Origin of the sequence: Saccharibacillus sacchari (assembly GCF_037722395.1) — a bacterium.
GTDB lineage: Bacteria > Bacillota > Bacilli > Paenibacillales > Paenibacillaceae > Saccharibacillus > Saccharibacillus sacchari_A.
Genome location: NZ_JBBKAR010000048.1, coordinates 1 through 15,604, shown reverse-complemented (window position 1 = coordinate 15,604; position 15,604 = coordinate 1). Strand labels below are relative to the sequence as shown.

Below are 15,604 nucleotides of genomic sequence, written 5' to 3'. Positions count from 1 at the left end.
CGGAAGAAACAGGATCACAGCCTTGATTTTCCGGCCCTGAACTAGCATGATATAGACATTCGACTGGACACGGAGTTTGGAGGAACGAAGATGAGCAACGCCTATTTGGGATGGTTTACGACGGATAAGACCTTTCCTTTTTTTATCCAATACGGCGGACATGACGAAGACACGGATCTGCACCGGCATGTCGACTTCTCGGAGCTTGTTATCGTACTGAGCGGGAATGCCAAGCATATCGTCAACAACGAAGAATCTTTTATCAAAAAAGGCAATGCTTTCGTGATCAACGGAGCAACCGAGCACGGCTATAGGGAACCGCATGACTTTAGGATCTGCAATATTATGTATCGCCCCGAGATGCTTGAAGCGATCGGACCGGATCTGCGGACTTCGAACGGCTTTCAGGCTTTGTTCGTTCTGCAACCGCTTTATTCCGACATGCGAGCGCATTCGGATAAACTGAGCCTGCCGATCGCGGGTGTCGAACATGTGGCTGCGCTGGTCTCTACTATGGTCAGTGAATACGAGAGTAAGCAGCAAGGGCGGCAAACGATGCTGATCGCGCGCTTTATGGAGCTGGTCGTCTATCTATGCCGGCACTACGATACGCAAAGCCGCGAGGCTCCCGATTCGCTGTCGCATCTCGCCAATGCCGTCTCGTATATGGAGGATCATTACCTGGAGGCGTTATCCCTAGAACAGATTGCGGTACGCTCCGGCGTGTCGGTACGGCATTTGAATCGGATGTTCAAAGCGTATTACCAGACAACTCCGGTCGCCTATCTGCAAAGTCTGCGCCTGGAGCGTTCGCGTATGCTTCTAAAGCACAGCGATCTGCCCGTGACGCAAATCTCGTACGAGTGCGGATTCAATGACAGTAACTATTTTACGCGGCAATTTACGAAGGCTTACGGGATGTCGCCAAAGGCGTATCGACAGAAGGGATAGTGACCGGCTTCAAGTTTAGCGGCAAATTGTCGCGCGCAATGGGAGGACCAGCTTTTTTCCAGTGTCATGCTTTTCCGTCCGCCGAATAGATCTTCCCGTTAAAAAGGTCCTCCATCAAAACAGACCCGATGCGATTGGCACCGGGTCTGTTTTTCGGTTATTGTTCGCTACCGCCTATGGCTTACAACGTCGCGATATCGATCACGAAGCGGTATTTCACGTCGGACTTCATCACGCGCTCCCAAGCTTCGTCGATCCGATCAGCCGAGATGACTTCGATCTCCGGCGTAATGTTATGCTCGGCGCAGAAGTCCAGCATTTCCTGCGTTTCGCGAATGCCGCCGATCGACGAGCCCGCGAACGAACGGCGTTGCGGAATCAACGAGAACACTTGAACCGGCAGCGGCTCCGAAGGAGCGCCGACGTTAACCAGCGTGCCGTCGACCGCAAGCAGCGACAGATAAGCGTTAATGTCGATTTGCGCGCTTACCGTGTTGATGATCAGATCGAATTTTCCAGCCAGTTCCTTGAACGTTTCCGGATCGCTTGTCGCATAGTAAGCACTCGCTCCCAGCTTCAATCCGTCTTCTTTTTTCTTCAAAGATTGCGACAGAACGGTCACTTCCGTACCCATGGCATGCGCGAATTTGACCGCCATATGTCCCAGACCACCGAGTCCGACGACCGCGATCTTTTTGCCCGGAGCCGCTCCCCAATGGCGCAGCGGCGAATACGTCGTGATCCCTGCGCACAGCAGCGGAGCCGCCGCATCCAAAGATATGTTGTCCGGAATTTTCACGACGAATTCTTCGGTCACGACGATATGGCTGGAATAGCCGCCTTGCGTATATTGACCGTAACGGTCAACCGATCCGTAAGTTCCTGTCATGCCTTCCAAACAGTATTGCTCTTCGCCATCATGGCAGTGTACGCATTTGCCGCATGAATCGACCATACAACCTACGCCGACGCGATCGCCGATGTTGTGCTTGGTAACGGCCGAACCGACTGCTGCGATAATGCCTGCGATTTCATGCCCCGGTACGAATGGATACTGCACGGGTCCCCATTCCTCACGCGCGCTATGGATATCGGAATGGCAGATGCCCGCGTATTTGATCTCGATCAGTACGTCATGCGGCTGAAGTTCCCGACGTTGAATCTCGGCAGATTGGAACGATTGATCCGCTCCGTATACGACTTTCGCTTGAGCTGTCGACATAGTAAGTACCTCCAAGAATAGTTGATTTATAATTGATCACTTATTCATCCTAAGCCTTACAGTTAACTCTAAGTCAAGCGGCATTTTCAGAATTGTTAACGCCTTTGACATCCGGCAGCTCCAATGATAAAATCGCATTCACCATACCGGGAATAGGAGAATGGCAATGAAAACATATTCAATCGGCGAAGCCGCCAAGGTCTTGAACCTGACGCCTTACACGCTGCGCTATTACGATAAAGAAGGCTTGCTTCCCCATATCGAACGAACTTCCGGCGGTATCCGCTCTTTCAAAGAATCCGACCTGGAAGCGTTGAAAATCATCGAATGCCTGAAAATGACGGGCATGCCGATCAAAGAGATCAAGACTTTTATCGACTGGTGCTCGGACGGCGACAATAGCTTGCAGCAGCGTTACGAGATGTTTCAGGAACGCAAAGCAGTGGTCGCCGCTCAGATGCAGGAATTGTTGCAAACGATGAGCGTAATCGAGCATAAATGCGAGTATTATCAGACCGCGCTGGATGCTGGGACGGAAGCCATACACAAGCACAACCATGCCAAAGCCGCTTCTCCCGTATAAACATGCGCATACACGAAAAAAGGACCGGCCTACCGAAATCCAATCGGAGCCGATCCTTTTTTTAAATGATCCAGTTTATTGCCGCTTCAGCAGGTATGAGGCACACGTCGCAAAAGCCGCAAAACATAGAAATTCAGTCTTTGCTTACTCTACCGTTACGCTTTTCGCCAGGTTACGCGGCTTGTCCACATCCAGACCCAGAGCCAGGGAAGCGTAGTACGACAGCAGTTGCAGTGCTACGACCGACAACGAAGCCGTAAGCAGTGGAAGGGTTTTTGGAATCGTGAATACGGAATCGACCGATTTCAACAGTTCCTGCGCGTCTTCTTCGTAGCAGATCGTCAGGACAACGCCGCCGCGAGCTTTGACTTCCTTGATGTTGCTGACTGTCTTCTCGATCAGCGCCTGCTCGGTTGCCAGCGCGATCACCGGTACGCCTTCTTCGATCAGCGCCAATGTGCCGTGCTTCAACTCGCCTGCCGCATACGCTTCGGAGTGAATGTACGAGATCTCTTTCAGCTTCAGCGAGCCTTCTTGAGCCGCTGCATAGTCCAGACCGCGTCCGATGAAGAACAGGTGCTTTTGGGAAGAGAATTCTTCGGCATGGGCTTTGGCTTCCAGCTCGCGCGTCAGGATCGATTCAACCTGTTCCGGCAGTGCCTGCATAGCCGCAAGCGTTTCTGCAACTTGAGCTTCCGTTTGCGTTCCGCGAACTTGCGCGAAGTATAGACCCAGCAGATAGAATGCGATCAGCTGCGATGTATAAGCTTTTGTCGAAGCTACCGCGATTTCCGGTCCGGCCAGTGTCGCGATAACGTCGTTCGCATCGCGCGCGATCGAGCTGCCTACGACGTTCGTGATTGCCAGAACGTGAGCGCCGTTTGCTTGCGCTTCGCGCAAAGCTGCCAATGTATCCGCCGTTTCGCCCGATTGGCTAACTACGATCACAAGCGTCTCAGGCGTTACGATCGGGGAACGGTAACGGTACTCGGAAGCGACGTCCGTTTCGACCGGAATGCGTACGAGACGTTCGATGACCGTGCGTCCCACAAGACCTGCATGGTAAGCCGTACCGCAAGCGATGATCTGTACGTTACGGATGTTTTTGATCTGCTCGTCTGTCATATGGAAGTCCGGCAGAACCACTTTCTTGCCGCTCTCGTCTACGCGTCCGCGCATCGTATCTTGGTACGCTCTAGGTTGCTCGTGAATTTCTTTGTGCATGAAATGCTCGTAGCCGCCTTTTTCCGCTGTAATAGCATCCCATTCGATATAGGTCATTTCCCGGGCAATTTCGTTGCCTTCGATCGTCATCAGCTTCACGCTATCGCGAGTCAGCAAAGCCATTTCGCCGTCGTTCAGAATGAACACGTTTCGCGTATACTTCAGAATAGCCGGAATGTCCGAACCGATGAAGTTTTCGTTTTCGCCAATACCGATAATCAGCGGGCTTGCATGGCGTACGGCTACGATACGGTCCGGTTCATACTCGGTAAGTACGGCCAAAGCGAACGCGCCGCGCAGATGCTTGATCACTTTTTGCACGGCTTCCACGATGTCGCCGTTATATTCACGGGCAACCAGATGGGAAATGACTTCCGTATCTGTCTCCGAAACGAATTCGACGCCGCTTGCGATCAGTTCGTCTTTCAATTCCAGATAGTTTTCGATGATTCCGTTATGCACGACCGAAAACTTCTGCGTAGCGTCCGTGTGTGGGTGAGAGTTCACGTCCGATGGCTTGCCGTGTGTTGCCCAACGCGTATGACCGATGCCGACCGAACCTACCAGTGGAGCGCCTTCCAGTTTGTTCTCCAGGTTAACCAGACGTCCAAGTGCTTTGGAGACTTTCAGACCTCCGTCGGTGTACACCGCGATACCCGCCGAGTCATATCCACGGTATTCCAGCTTCGAGAGACCTTCGATCAAAACGTCCTGCGTATTTCTTGGTCCGATATATCCTACGATTCCACACATAATTAAATATCCTCCGCTCATGTTTTGGGTTGGGATCTTGAAGCTTCGAGCGGTCCGGTGAAAAACAAAAGCTTATGAAGCACAGCAAAGTTTTCCGCGAAAAGACAGAACTCTCCCGTGTATGGTTTGAATAGTCAAAATCCATGCACCGAAAAACAGAGCCGTCGTCTGTCTTTTTCGGCTGCATAAGCTTTCGCGTTCTCAGTTTGCACACGAAAAGCTCCATGATTGAGCATCCGCGAATCCGTTTGTGCGGTCAGTCGCCTGTCCGTTTTCCGAAATTCGCTTACGGTTTGATGCGATACCGGGAGGTCCCCGCCGAATATTTCGAACACCTCCACCTCGTCAGCTTAAGTCGCGCATACCCGTTAGACACGATCGTATCCTCCGGCGTTCCGATCTGGCACTTAAGCTCTGGCGCTTATGAATCTTACCTCGCGTTCCTCCTCGTTCTTTTCAAAGTTATGGCTTACAGCCTTTTTACACAAAAATATAGGATGCCCACCTGAACGCAAGCGGGCACCCCATCATTATATGATATTGACAGTCGGTTTACAACTCAGGCTTTCTTTGTTGCTTGGCTTAAACCAGTTCGCTGCGTACCACGTCGGCGATCTGACCCACAACGCGATCCAACTGATCTTTATCCGGTCCTTCAGCCATAACGCGAATCAGTGCCTCTGTACCGGAAGGACGTACCAGAACGCGACCTTCGCTGCCCAGCTCCTGCTCAACCGATTCTACGGCAGCCAAGATCGCCTTATTGCCTTCGTAATTGCGCTTGTCCTGTACCCTTACGTTAACGAGCAATTGTGGATACTGACGCATCATCGTTTTCAGCTCGCTAAGCGGCTTACCTGCTTCTACCAGTGTATCCACCAGTTGAATCGCCGTTAGCATACCGTCTCCTGTCGTGCTATGGTCGAGGAAAATGACATGCCCGGATTGTTCGCCGCCCAGGTTAAAGTTCCCTTTGCGCATCTCTTCCATCACGTAACGGTCGCCTACAGCCGTTTTCAGTGTGTTCAAGCCCAGCTTTTCCGCCGCTTTATAAAAGCCGATGTTGCTCATAACCGTCGTTACGATCGTACTTCCGTTCAGTTTGCCCGCACGGTTCAGCGCATCGCCGCAAATGCACAAAATATAGTCGCCATCCAGCACTTCGCCTTTTTCATCGATTGCGATCAGACGATCCGCGTCGCCGTCGAAGGCGAGTCCGATATGCGCACCGTGCTTCAACACTTCTTCACGTAGCGCTTCCGGATGCGTGGAACCGACGTGATCGTTAATATTCAAGCCATTTGGCTCAGCGCCAATCGCAATCACTTCCGCACCAAGATCGCGGAACAGATGCGGAGCCAGTTCGTAAGCCGCACCGTGTGCACAGTCGAGAACGACTTTGATTCCGCTAAAAGACCGGGACACTGTAGTTTTCAGGTAATCCAGATACACGAATTTGGAAGCTTCATCGTTGATGACCGTACCCAGACCTGCACCTACAGGACGCGGCAATTCATCGACTTCGGCATCCATCAACGCTTCGATCTCAAGTTCCGTCTCGTCGGACAGCTTGAAGCCGTCTCCGCCGAAATATTTGATGCCGTTGTCTTGAACCGGGTTGTGCGAAGCCGAGATCATTACACCTGCATCGGCTTTAAGCGTACGCGTCAGATAAGCAACCGCAGGAGTCGATACCACGCCGAGTCGCACGACATTCGCACCGATCGACAGTAGTCCGGCAATCAGCGCAGACTCCAGCATAAGGCCCGAAACTCGTGTATCCATACCGATCAAAACGGTCGGCTTCTCTACTTTTCCCGCCAATACATAACCGCCGCAACGCCCTACCTTATACGCTAACTCAGCCGTCAATTCTTGGTTAGCGACCCCGCGGACGCCGTCAGTTCCAAAATACTTTCCCATATCGATTCTCGTTCTCCTTTTATTTCAAACCACGTGCACCTGAGGTAGTCCGTGCTTCGTATTCGAATGATGATGATTGATTAATGATTAAACTCCAGGGACGATGCTCAAGGCGTAACTGCCTCGCCCCCGGTATCATTCCCTTGTTCTGGTGCCGTTTCCCCATTGTTATTGGTTGTCCCATCGTTCTCGGTCGGATCAGTCTGACCAGAGTCCGTTGTTCCTTCGTCCGGCGTCGTAGTCGGTGTTTCTTCTGTCGTTCCCGGTTGTTCGGTGACAGGGTCTTCATTGCTTGGTGTATCCGTGTTGGCATTGTTCTCGGCATCGGAAGGCTCCGTTCCCGGATCAGTTTCGTTGGTGCTTCCGCTGTTTCCATCCGTTCCAGGAGTTGCAGCCGGATTTTCTGTATCTGTCTCAGCCGGCGGTTGACTCTCTGTATCGGATGCCGTCCCCGTGATTTCGACTGTAACCGAAAGCGGGTTCGCTTTATTCGTTTGAATGTAATTCGGCAGCTCCACTGCCAGTTGTACATTGTGCGTTCCTGCATTTAGTCCAGCAAGATCGGCTGTCAACGTAATATCACTGGCCGTCACTCCCGCCAAAAGACTAGATGCTCCCACAATCGTCACATCCATCTGGCTGGACTCCGGATCTGTAATCGTCGCCTCGTTACCTTTTGCCAAACCGGTCAGTGTAATAGGTACATTGGCAATCGTCTTCTGTTCATACGGAACTACCGTCAAAGTGTAATTCACCGAGGAGGGCACGATCCGATCGACGCCTTCCGGTGCTGCCAAGGCCTCAGAATACGTCGTTGCCCCCTCTGCCGTGATCCGATCCAGATCCAGTGTAACAGGCGGATAACTGCTCAAGCTCTCCAGCACACCGGCAGAGCCGTATACGGTCACCTCCTGAGCGCCAGCTTTGACATCGGACAACACAAGGCCATCCGGCAGGCTCCCACTGTAACTCACGTTCAAAGGCAAAGTTTTCGACGATACGTTAGAGGAAATCGGGATCTGTACCTTGAGAGATGCCGGTTCAATGACCGCATCGTCCAGTATCTCTCCGTTATTCGAGTAGGCAACTAGCTTGATTCGACCCGATACATTTCCGTTTGATCCCTCTACGCTAATTTCACCCTGGATTTTTTGCACTTGCTTCATCTCGCTGGCCGGAAGCGTAACCTGAACAGCATTCCCGTCTTCGAAAATAGGATCAAGCTCCGTAAATCCTTCAGCCGGCACACCGGTGGTCAGCACAACCGCATCAAATGCCTGCGTCACTTTCTCCTCGACGGTTACGGTCACTTTCGACGGCAGAATAGACAACAGCTCGACACCCGGCGGCGTATCGACTTGCAAAGAGACGGTATACTGCCCGGCTTCTTCGATCTTGCTTAAATCCATCTTCACTTCATATTCGCTGCTGGTCGCCAAGGATGCCAGCTGCGAAGACTGTCCTGACACATTGACGCTTACTTGCTGTGGACTTACCGTTTTCAGCACATATTTATCCGCATCCAAGCCGTAAGGCTCTATGGACAGATTCGCAATTGTCGTATGGTCTCCCTGGCTGCTTCTCGTAATCGTTGGCGCATCGGTATCGACATGCACCATGGCCCAAAGAATCAAGGCTACGGCTAATGCGATAATTTTGGCAGCTGTATTGTTTGCCAGCCACTTATCCATTCGGCTCGTCCCCTTTCTTTCTCCAGAACAAGCCCTTCTTTTCCTTTATGGACGCATTCGGTTTTAGTAATTCATACAACTTGGATACCAGTGCTTCTTCCCCGATATCGCGTACGACTTTTCCATCCAGCGCAAGCGAAACCTGTCCCGTCTCTTCCGAAACGATAACAGACACGGAATCCGCCACTTCGCTGATCCCGATCGCTGCACGGTGTCTCGTTCCGAGTTCTTTGCTGATAAACGGATTTTCGGACAAAGGCAGGTAACAGGCCGCCGCAGACAAAGTGCGATCCTGAATAATAACCGCCCCGTCGTGCAAAGGAGTGTTTGGCGTGAAAATGTTAATCAACAGCTCCGACGTTACGACGGACTTCATCGGAATGCCGGACTCCGTATATTCATTGAGTCCCGTATTCCGCTCGAAAACGATCAGCGCTCCGATCTTGCGACGGGACAAATAGGCGATCGACTTCATCAGTTCCCCGATCATATGCCCGACTTCTTCCTCGTCCGCACTGTTTCGACCCACGAACTTGCCGCGCCCCAGTTGTTCGAGTCCGCGGCGAAGCTCCGGTTGGAAGATGATAAAGATCGCGACGACCCCGAAGGTGAACATACGGTCCATCAGCCACTTTAACGTATACAGATCCAACCAACTGCTAATCGCCCAGACGATGACCAGCACAAGGATGCCTTTTAACAATTGTACGGCTCGGGTTCCGCGTACTAACAGAATCAATTGGTACACAATATAAGTAACGATCAAGATATCCGCGACATCCTTGATCGTATCTTGCCAAGTTAGGTTTGTAAAATAATCCATCATGACCCAAGCCCCCGTTATCTCCGTCTCTCTCAGGCTGCTGGCTGCTATATGGTTCCGCCGGCCAACCAAGCTTCGGAACCGACTGCCGGTTCGGATTGTAGTTCGGATTTATATATCTATAGGTTATAACGTTCGTGCTTGCGTTGCAAGCCGAGCCTTGCTGTGCAAGCAAAAAAAGGCGCTGCCCTAGCAGCCGGTCTCGCGTTAATATCAGGTTTGCGGTTGAATGAAACGTACATGGTTTGGGTACGTTTCAGCCAAGCGTAATCCTGCATTAATTTGAGACCAGCTACGAGTAACACGCCAGCTCTTAATCGGAGGTTTAGGTTCGGCTGAACATAACCTTACCTTGAGCGTTGACAGGATACCGGGCATAGCGCCATGCTTCTACTGCGATATAGACGAGAATCGAAACATTCGACGGATAGGCTAACGATAGGCGACTTCCGAGAAAATATTACCTAATTTATACCATACCCAGTCGAAAGCCTGGTTGATATCCTTGACCTGCCCCGCGACATGTGCCGTCGAAGCCTGATAGGCCGAACCGTCGATGACCGTTACATTCCCCTCCACATCGCCGTAGATCTTCAATTCTCCGCGTTCTACGGTGAGGTCGCCGCTCACAATCGTTCCTTCCGGAACGATGACGGTATTCCCCTCCACTTGGACGCGATTCAGATCACTGCCTCTAACAACAAGCTGAGTATCCGCATTCCAAAATCCGATCGACGTGCCCAGCATAATAAGAATAAAAGCGGCAGCCGCGGTCAACGCCGGGTGTCTACGCACCCAACTCCATACAGGACTGTGCTTTTTGGGCTGAGGAAGAAAACTCATGATGCGATCGGTCATATCTTCGGATACCGACACGGACTCGGACTTGCGGTTTGCCGCGAACAGCATCATCTCCGTCTCTTCGAGACGTCGAAATGCAGCTCGGCAATCCGGACAGGCTTCCAGGTGACTTTTTAATTCGCTTGCCTGCTCCGAAAGCAGATCTCCATCCAGGTAATCGTGCATGAGCGAGACGGCTTGTTTGCATTCCATATGAGCCAATCCTTTCGTAAAAACTCGGTAAAATCTGTTGTTGGCCTTATCATGCCCTTCTTAATACGCCGCATACCGATGATAGTTTCAATGGGTAACAATAAAATCGGATTAAATTTCGATTTTATTAAGCGACGTTCAATGTTTCGTAAAATTTGTGATTGGCTCTCGAAAAGATTTCCATAAAAAAACCGAAATCGCTTAGTACTGCTAGTACTGCTGCGATTCCAGCTTTTTTCGCAAAAATTCACGACCACGGTGTACGCGTGTCTTAATCGTCGTTACCGGCATATCGAGTACGTCGCTGATCTCTTGCAACGACAACTCCTGCAAATAACGCAAAATCATGACTGTCTTATACTTCGGAGGCAGACCATCAATCGCTTCATGAATCGTCGTTCGCGTCTCGGAAATCATGTATTCCGTTTCCGGCGTGCGATTGTCACCTGGTATAAGCGCGTAACCATCGGCGCCGTCCTGATCACCGATTTCCGCGTCGAGCGAGTATGTAGGTTTTCTTTTTCTTAGACGGTCGATGCTCAGGTTCGTTCCGATCCGATAAATCCAGGTCGAAAATTTCTGTCCAGGATCGTAACGATCCAAATTCCGGTAGACGCGCAAAAACGTCTCCTGAACGACATCCTCCGCCTCGTGTCGATTGCTTAGCATTCGATACGCGAGGTGAAAAATTCGATCCTTATAGAGATCAACGATTTCGGCGAACGCCCTCTGGTCACCTTTGAGCGCAAGTTTCACCAATCTCGTTTCCAGATTGTCCACCATGTCTCCCCCAGACTAAGCCCGCTGAGTTGGGAACCTGAAGCCCCTGCCGCTTCTTTTCCGGGATTCCCTAAACAACTGAAGGCAAGCATTACATCCGGCCGATTACATAACGTCCTTCTTCTTCAAGCTCATTGCTGCCTGTAGTCAGGTCGTAAATCGACCGCTTTATGCGTATGTTCAAATCGTAATTCATGCGGCGTTAAAAAGCAACACTGCTGCTGTAACTTCTTCCAAACCCTTACAAAATGAAAGAAACTTAAGCTTTTTCGATTCAAAAAAGAAAAGCCGCGCTTTTCGCTATGAAAAGACGCGGCTCGCCAATGAACACAGGTTACTTTATAAAAATAATTAAGGCTTGGTTTTTAGAACTCCAGCCATCAACCTGTATTCCGAAGTCCTGCTGCAATGCCGTTGATGGTAAGCAGAACTTCACGAATCAGTTCCTGATCTTCTGGCTCGGCCGTATCACGCAATTCGCGCAGTTCCGTCAGCAATTGAACTTGCAGGTAGCTAAGCGGATCGACGTAAGGATTGCGAAGTCTGATCGACTCCTGAATAACCGGTACATTATCCAAAATTTCTTGCTGACCCGTAATGTCGAGGATAAGTTGCTTAGTCAGACGGAACTCTTCTTCAATCAAGCCGAAGATCCGATTGCGACTTTCGTCGTCTCCGTACATGGAAGCATATTCCTTGGCAATAACCAGGTCGGCTTTGGCGACTGCCATCTGAAGCGAATCGACCAAAGAGGTAAAGAACGGGAATTTCGCGTACATCGTTTTCAACGTAGCCAGATTTTCCGCTTTGCCTTGATAGAAGCTCTGAATCCCCGTTCCTGCCGCATACCAAGCGGGAACCAGATAACGACCTTGCGTCCAGGCAAATACCCATGGAATCGCACGCAAGTCCTCGAAACGATCGCTGTTCTTCCGTTTGGCAGGACGGGAGCCGATATTCAACTCACCGATCTCGGATAAAGGCGTTGCTCCTTTGAAGAAGGACAAGAAGTCCGGATCACGGAAAATGAGATCCTGGTATTTCTCCAGAGAAGTTTCGGAAATTCCTCTTGCGATATCTTCCCACTGGCTTTCTTCTTCCATATAAGAAGTATCCGTTGCTGCGACTGCCGAAGTCAGCAGTGCTGAAGTCGCCTGTTCAAGGCTTCGATACGCAATACCTTTGAGCGAGTAACGGGAGGACAGCACTTCACCCTGCTCCGTAATCTTGATGCCCGCTCCCACCGTATGCGGAGGTTGAGCCAGAATGCTGCGGTTGAGCGGCATTCCGCCGCGGCCAAGGGAACCGCCGCGACCATGGAAGAACTTCAGCTTCACGTCGTACGAAGAAGCCATAGCCGTAATCTCATTCAACGCTACGCGAAGTTCCCAGTTCGCTGCAACCGTTCCCCCGTCTTTGCTACTGTCTGAATATCCCAGCATAATCTCCTGCTGATCATTCATGGCCGTAACGGCTTCGCGGTAGATCGGAATATCGAACAGGCGCTTCATAATGCCACTGGCTGCTTGAAGGTCGTCGATTGTCTCGAACAACGGTACAGCCTGTAGCGTGCTAACCACGGTTCCATCCGGATGTTTACGGAAGAGTCCGACTTCTTTGGCGAAGACCATGACCTCCAAAATATCGCTGGACGCCTCAGCCATACTAATGAGGTAACTGCTGATGCAATTTTTACCGAATTCGTTCTGTGCTTCGAATACCGTACGGTAGACCTGAAGACATTCTTCCGTACCGTCGCTGTACGTCTGATAAGGAGTCGTAAGCGGTCTTGGATCTTCCAACAAACGCACCAACAGCTCCACCTTCTCATCTTCGGACAACTGCGAGTAATCGGACACGATATTCATGCTGTTCAGAATCTCGGTCATCGCCTTCTCGTGTTCCTGGCTATGCTGACGAATATCGAGCGTAGCGGTATGGAACCCGAACAGTTCGACCTGGCGCACCAGCTTTTTGATCGAGCTATCCGCTACATAATCAGCATGGTGATAGCGTAAGCTGCGGTCAATGATTTGAAGATCTTCGATCAGTTCGGACGGATGCGCATAACGATCGGAGCCGCCTTTTTTCTCATCATCGAGCACATTGTCGAGCTTGCGCATCATGTAAGTGAGCTTCACTCGATACGGCTCGTTATCGTTGTGCCAGTAAGACTTCGCATCGACAGTCACGTTCTCGCGGTCATGTTCGATCGACTCCAACAGCTCATCCGTCACATTGACGATACTGCTGCTGAAGCTGAGCCCGTGGATAAGTTCAACAAGGATGCTGTGATATTCCCGAATAGCGAGCTTGCGCTGCATTTGCAGCGTCTGCCAAGTCACACTTGCCGTTACGGAAGGGTTACCGTCGCGGTCTCCGCCAATCCAAGAACCAAAACGCAGATAATTGGGCACATGCCAGTCGTGTCCTGGATAGTATTTATCGAGACATCGTTCCAATTCGCCATATACGTCAGGCAGGACATGGAACAGCGTCTCATGGAAGTAGTACATGCCGTTTCGCACTTCATCGAGTACCGTCGGCTTGCGATCGCGAAGCTCATCGGTTTGCCATAGGGTGATGACTTCGTTGAGCAATTTCTCGCGCAACTGTTCGCGTTCCCGGAAGGTCAACGATGGATCGTCGAGCTGCATCACGTCTGCCGCAATGCGCTTGTGGATGTCCAAAATAACTCTGCGAACCGCTTCTGTCGGATGCGCTGTCATAACAAGCTCAAGCGACAGGTTTTGCAGGAAATTCTGTACGTCTTCATAGGAGAAGTTTTGTTCTTTCAGTTGCTGAACCGAGGTTTCAATCGAGCCCGGTTGCGCGGCTTCACCAGCAGATCGTTCATAGTCACGTTTTCTGCGAATTCTATGGTTCTGTTCCGCAATATTGACGAGTTGAAAATAAATGGCGAAAGCCCGAATGACCTGGTGTCGAATCTCCGGATCGAGCGAATAGATTTCTCGCTTGAACTCTTCGTGGAGGTCAGGCAGATAGATCGCGCGAAGCGACTTGCTTAGTTCACGAATCTTTTCGACCTTGTCCAGGAGTTCCTGTCCGCTGTGATGAACGAGCACTTCTCCAAGAATATTCCCCAGGAACCGCACATCGCGTCTGAGCAGGTTGTTGGAACTGCCTTTGTTTGCGGTTACCGTCAGTTCAGTCATGTTACTCCTCCTATCTGTCTGCATTGCATGCTTGCTGATATGACATCTTCATCACATCATACAACAATTCATTTGATAAATCTTCACTTTATAGTGAAAAAGCGACCGGGTATTTTGTGCAACATCTCTAAAATCTATGAAATAAAAGCAGAAAAACATTATGTATGAATACAGAATTCCCGCTTTAAAACTGCGCAGAGACAAAGTTAAGGGATATAAGAAAATAGCGCTCTAAAGAACGCTAGGGTATATAACAAAAAAGACCGCTTCCGGTCTCGGCTTTTAAAGATGGAGCGGGTGATGGGAATCGAACCCACGCTACCAGCTTGGAAGGCTGGAGTTCTACCATTGAACTACACCCGCAAAAGCAATCGGGATGACACGATTTGAACATGCGACCCCCTGGTCCCAAACCAGGTGCTCTACCAAGCTGAGCTACATCCCGTTATTCATTTGTAAAAATGGCGCGCCCTGAGAGATTCGAACTCCCGGCCTTTTGATTCGTAGTCAAACGCTCTATCCAGCTGAGCTAAGGGCGCAAAAATATGGAGCGGACGACGGGAATCGAACCCGCGACCCTCGCCTTGGCAAGGCGATGCTCTACCGCTGAGCCACGTCCGCAAAATAAGTGGTGCGCGTGGAGGGACTTGAACCCCCACGTCGTAAGACGCTAGATCCTAAGTCTAGTGCGTCTGCCAATTCCGCCACACGCGCACAATACCAATGGTGTAAAATGGTGAGCCATGAAGGACTCGAACCTTCGACACCCTGATTAAAAGTCAGGTGCTCTACCAACTGAGCTAATGGCTCTCATAATGGCTGGGGGTATAGGATTTGAACCTATGCGTGACGGAGTCAAAGTCCGTTGCCTTACCGCTTGGCTAACCCCCAACAGAGAGTGAATATGGTGGAGGCTGAGGGGTTCGAACCCCCGACCCTCTGCTTGTAAGGCAGATGCTCTCCCAGCTGAGCTAAGCCTCCATACGATAATGACCCGTAGGGGATTCGAACCCCTGTTACCTCCGTGAAAGGGAGGTGTCTTAACCCCTTGACCAACGGGCCACGCTTAATCCTTGTGTTGCTTTTGCGCTTTGGCAAGCTCTCAACCGGGCTCGAACCGGTGACCTCATCCTTACCATGGATGCACTCTACCTACTGAGCTATGAGAGCAAATGGCTCCCCGAACAGGACTCGAACCTGTGACAACTCGATTAACAGTCGAGTGCTCTACCAACTGAGCTATCAGGGAATATAATGCGGTTCCGTGAGGAACCGCGAACGGCTTGGCAGCTTCCTACTCTCCCGGGACCCTGCGGTCCAAGTACCATCGGCGTTAGAGGGCTTAACGGTCGTGTTCGAGATGGGAACGTGTGGAACCCCTCTGCCATCACCACCAAACCATTTGTAGTTAAAAGACTTAACTAC

General features: G+C 50.9%; 10 protein-coding genes, 11 tRNA genes and 1 rRNA gene. 2 read left to right on the top strand and 20 right to left on the bottom strand.

What is annotated here, in order from left to right; genetic code table 11:
- Nucleotides 1–90 precede the first annotated feature (90 nt).
- The gene (locus WKI47_RS18950) at nucleotides 91–951 is read left to right on the top strand and encodes a helix-turn-helix domain-containing protein (RefSeq protein ID WP_340228737.1); all 861 of its coding nucleotides are present in this window, start codon (nucleotides 91–93) and stop codon (nucleotides 949–951) included.
- 181 nt (nucleotides 952–1,132) lie between these two features.
- Here WKI47_RS18950 and WKI47_RS18945 read toward each other — a convergent pair whose 3' ends face one another.
- Nucleotides 1,133–2,173, bottom strand: coding sequence for an NAD(P)-dependent alcohol dehydrogenase (locus WKI47_RS18945; protein ID WP_340228736.1), 1,041 nt, complete (start codon nucleotides 2,171–2,173; stop codon nucleotides 1,133–1,135).
- Between the two features lie 166 nt (nucleotides 2,174–2,339).
- Between WKI47_RS18945 and WKI47_RS18940 the strand changes: the two genes are divergently transcribed.
- Nucleotides 2,340–2,756 (top strand): MerR family transcriptional regulator, encoded by a 417-nt coding sequence (locus WKI47_RS18940; RefSeq protein WP_340228735.1) that lies wholly within the window; start codon nucleotides 2,340–2,342, stop codon nucleotides 2,754–2,756.
- A 144-nt stretch (nucleotides 2,757–2,900) separates the two neighbouring features.
- Here the strand turns inward: WKI47_RS18940 and glmS are convergent, their stop codons facing one another.
- The 19 genes from glmS to rrf form a co-directional block, all read right to left on the bottom strand.
- Complete coding sequence (gene glmS, locus WKI47_RS18935; RefSeq protein WP_340228734.1) at nucleotides 2,901–4,733, bottom strand: glutamine--fructose-6-phosphate transaminase (isomerizing); 1,833 nt, start codon at nucleotides 4,731–4,733, stop codon at nucleotides 2,901–2,903.
- A gap of 582 nt (nucleotides 4,734–5,315) precedes the next feature.
- Entirely contained in the window at nucleotides 5,316–6,656 is a 1,341-nt protein-coding gene (gene glmM / locus WKI47_RS18930; protein WP_340228733.1) for a phosphoglucosamine mutase, read from the bottom strand.
- Between the two features lie 107 nt (nucleotides 6,657–6,763).
- Nucleotides 6,764–8,347, bottom strand: a complete 1,584-nt coding sequence (locus WKI47_RS18925; RefSeq protein WP_340228732.1) for a CdaR family protein — start codon at nucleotides 8,345–8,347, stop codon at nucleotides 6,764–6,766.
- Complete coding sequence (gene cdaA, locus WKI47_RS18920; RefSeq protein ID WP_340228731.1) at nucleotides 8,340–9,173, bottom strand: diadenylate cyclase CdaA; 834 nt, start codon at nucleotides 9,171–9,173, stop codon at nucleotides 8,340–8,342. The genes WKI47_RS18925 and cdaA overlap by 8 nt, the downstream gene beginning before the upstream one ends.
- 429 nt (nucleotides 9,174–9,602) lie before the next feature.
- Nucleotides 9,603–10,223 (bottom strand): zf-HC2 domain-containing protein, encoded by a 621-nt coding sequence (locus WKI47_RS18915; RefSeq protein WP_340228730.1) that lies wholly within the window; start codon nucleotides 10,221–10,223, stop codon nucleotides 9,603–9,605.
- Nucleotides 10,224–10,433: 210 nt separating this feature from the next.
- Nucleotides 10,434–11,006: an RNA polymerase sigma factor SigW gene (gene sigW, locus WKI47_RS18910; RefSeq protein ID WP_340228729.1), complete on the bottom strand. Its 573-nt coding sequence runs from the start codon at nucleotides 11,004–11,006 to the stop codon at nucleotides 10,434–10,436.
- Nucleotides 11,007–11,383: 377 nt separating this feature from the next.
- Complete coding sequence (gene ppc / locus WKI47_RS18905) at nucleotides 11,384–14,179, bottom strand: phosphoenolpyruvate carboxylase (protein WP_340228728.1); 2,796 nt, start codon at nucleotides 14,177–14,179, stop codon at nucleotides 11,384–11,386.
- A gap of 289 nt (nucleotides 14,180–14,468) precedes the next feature.
- Nucleotides 14,469–14,542 (bottom strand) — tRNA-Gly (locus WKI47_RS18900).
- 8 nt (nucleotides 14,543–14,550) lie between these two features.
- Nucleotides 14,551–14,624, bottom strand: a tRNA-Pro gene (locus WKI47_RS18895).
- A gap of 17 nt (nucleotides 14,625–14,641) precedes the next feature.
- Nucleotides 14,642–14,718 (bottom strand) — tRNA-Arg (locus WKI47_RS18890).
- A 7-nt stretch (nucleotides 14,719–14,725) separates the two neighbouring features.
- Nucleotides 14,726–14,800, bottom strand: a tRNA-Gly gene (locus WKI47_RS18885).
- A gap of 8 nt (nucleotides 14,801–14,808) precedes the next feature.
- Nucleotides 14,809–14,893: transfer RNA gene (locus tag WKI47_RS18880), tRNA-Leu, on the bottom strand.
- Nucleotides 14,894–14,913: 20 nt separating this feature from the next.
- A tRNA-Lys gene (locus WKI47_RS18875) sits at nucleotides 14,914–14,989 on the bottom strand.
- 6 nt (nucleotides 14,990–14,995) lie between these two features.
- Nucleotides 14,996–15,070, bottom strand: a tRNA-Gln gene (locus WKI47_RS18870).
- Between the two features lie 14 nt (nucleotides 15,071–15,084).
- A tRNA-Val gene (locus tag WKI47_RS18865) sits at nucleotides 15,085–15,160 on the bottom strand.
- A gap of 9 nt (nucleotides 15,161–15,169) precedes the next feature.
- Nucleotides 15,170–15,241 (bottom strand) — tRNA-Glu (locus WKI47_RS18860).
- Nucleotides 15,242–15,276: 35 nt separating this feature from the next.
- Nucleotides 15,277–15,349: transfer RNA gene (locus tag WKI47_RS18855), tRNA-Thr, on the bottom strand.
- Between the two features lie 3 nt (nucleotides 15,350–15,352).
- Nucleotides 15,353–15,428, bottom strand: a tRNA-Asn gene (locus tag WKI47_RS18850).
- A gap of 32 nt (nucleotides 15,429–15,460) precedes the next feature.
- Nucleotides 15,461–15,577, bottom strand: a 5S ribosomal RNA gene (gene rrf, locus WKI47_RS18845).
- Nucleotides 15,578–15,604 lie beyond the last annotated feature (27 nt).

What these genes read in the sequence shown, in the direction of transcription:
- WKI47_RS18950 (WP_340228737.1), top strand. Translation starts at nt 91, where the DNA reads ATGAGCAACGCCTATTTGGGATGGTTTACGACGGATAAGACCTTTCCT.
- WKI47_RS18945 (WP_340228736.1), bottom strand. Translation starts at nt 2,173, where the DNA reads ATGTCGACAGCTCAAGCGAAAGTCGTATACGGAGCGGATCAATCGTTC.
- WKI47_RS18940 (WP_340228735.1), top strand. Translation starts at nt 2,340, where the DNA reads ATGAAAACATATTCAATCGGCGAAGCCGCCAAGGTCTTGAACCTGACG.
- glmS (WP_340228734.1), bottom strand. Translation starts at nt 4,733, where the DNA reads ATGTGTGGAATCGTAGGATATATCGGACCAAGAAATACGCAGGACGTT.
- glmM (WP_340228733.1), bottom strand. Translation starts at nt 6,656, where the DNA reads ATGGGAAAGTATTTTGGAACTGACGGCGTCCGCGGGGTCGCTAACCAA.
- WKI47_RS18925 (WP_340228732.1), bottom strand. Translation starts at nt 8,347, where the DNA reads ATGGATAAGTGGCTGGCAAACAATACAGCTGCCAAAATTATCGCATTA.
- cdaA (WP_340228731.1), bottom strand. Translation starts at nt 9,173, where the DNA reads ATGATGGATTATTTTACAAACCTAACTTGGCAAGATACGATCAAGGAT.
- WKI47_RS18915 (WP_340228730.1), bottom strand. Translation starts at nt 10,223, where the DNA reads ATGGAATGCAAACAAGCCGTCTCGCTCATGCACGATTACCTGGATGGA.
- sigW (WP_340228729.1), bottom strand. Translation starts at nt 11,006, where the DNA reads ATGGTGGACAATCTGGAAACGAGATTGGTGAAACTTGCGCTCAAAGGT.
- ppc (WP_340228728.1), bottom strand. Translation starts at nt 14,179, where the DNA reads ATGACTGAACTGACGGTAACCGCAAACAAAGGCAGTTCCAACAACCTG.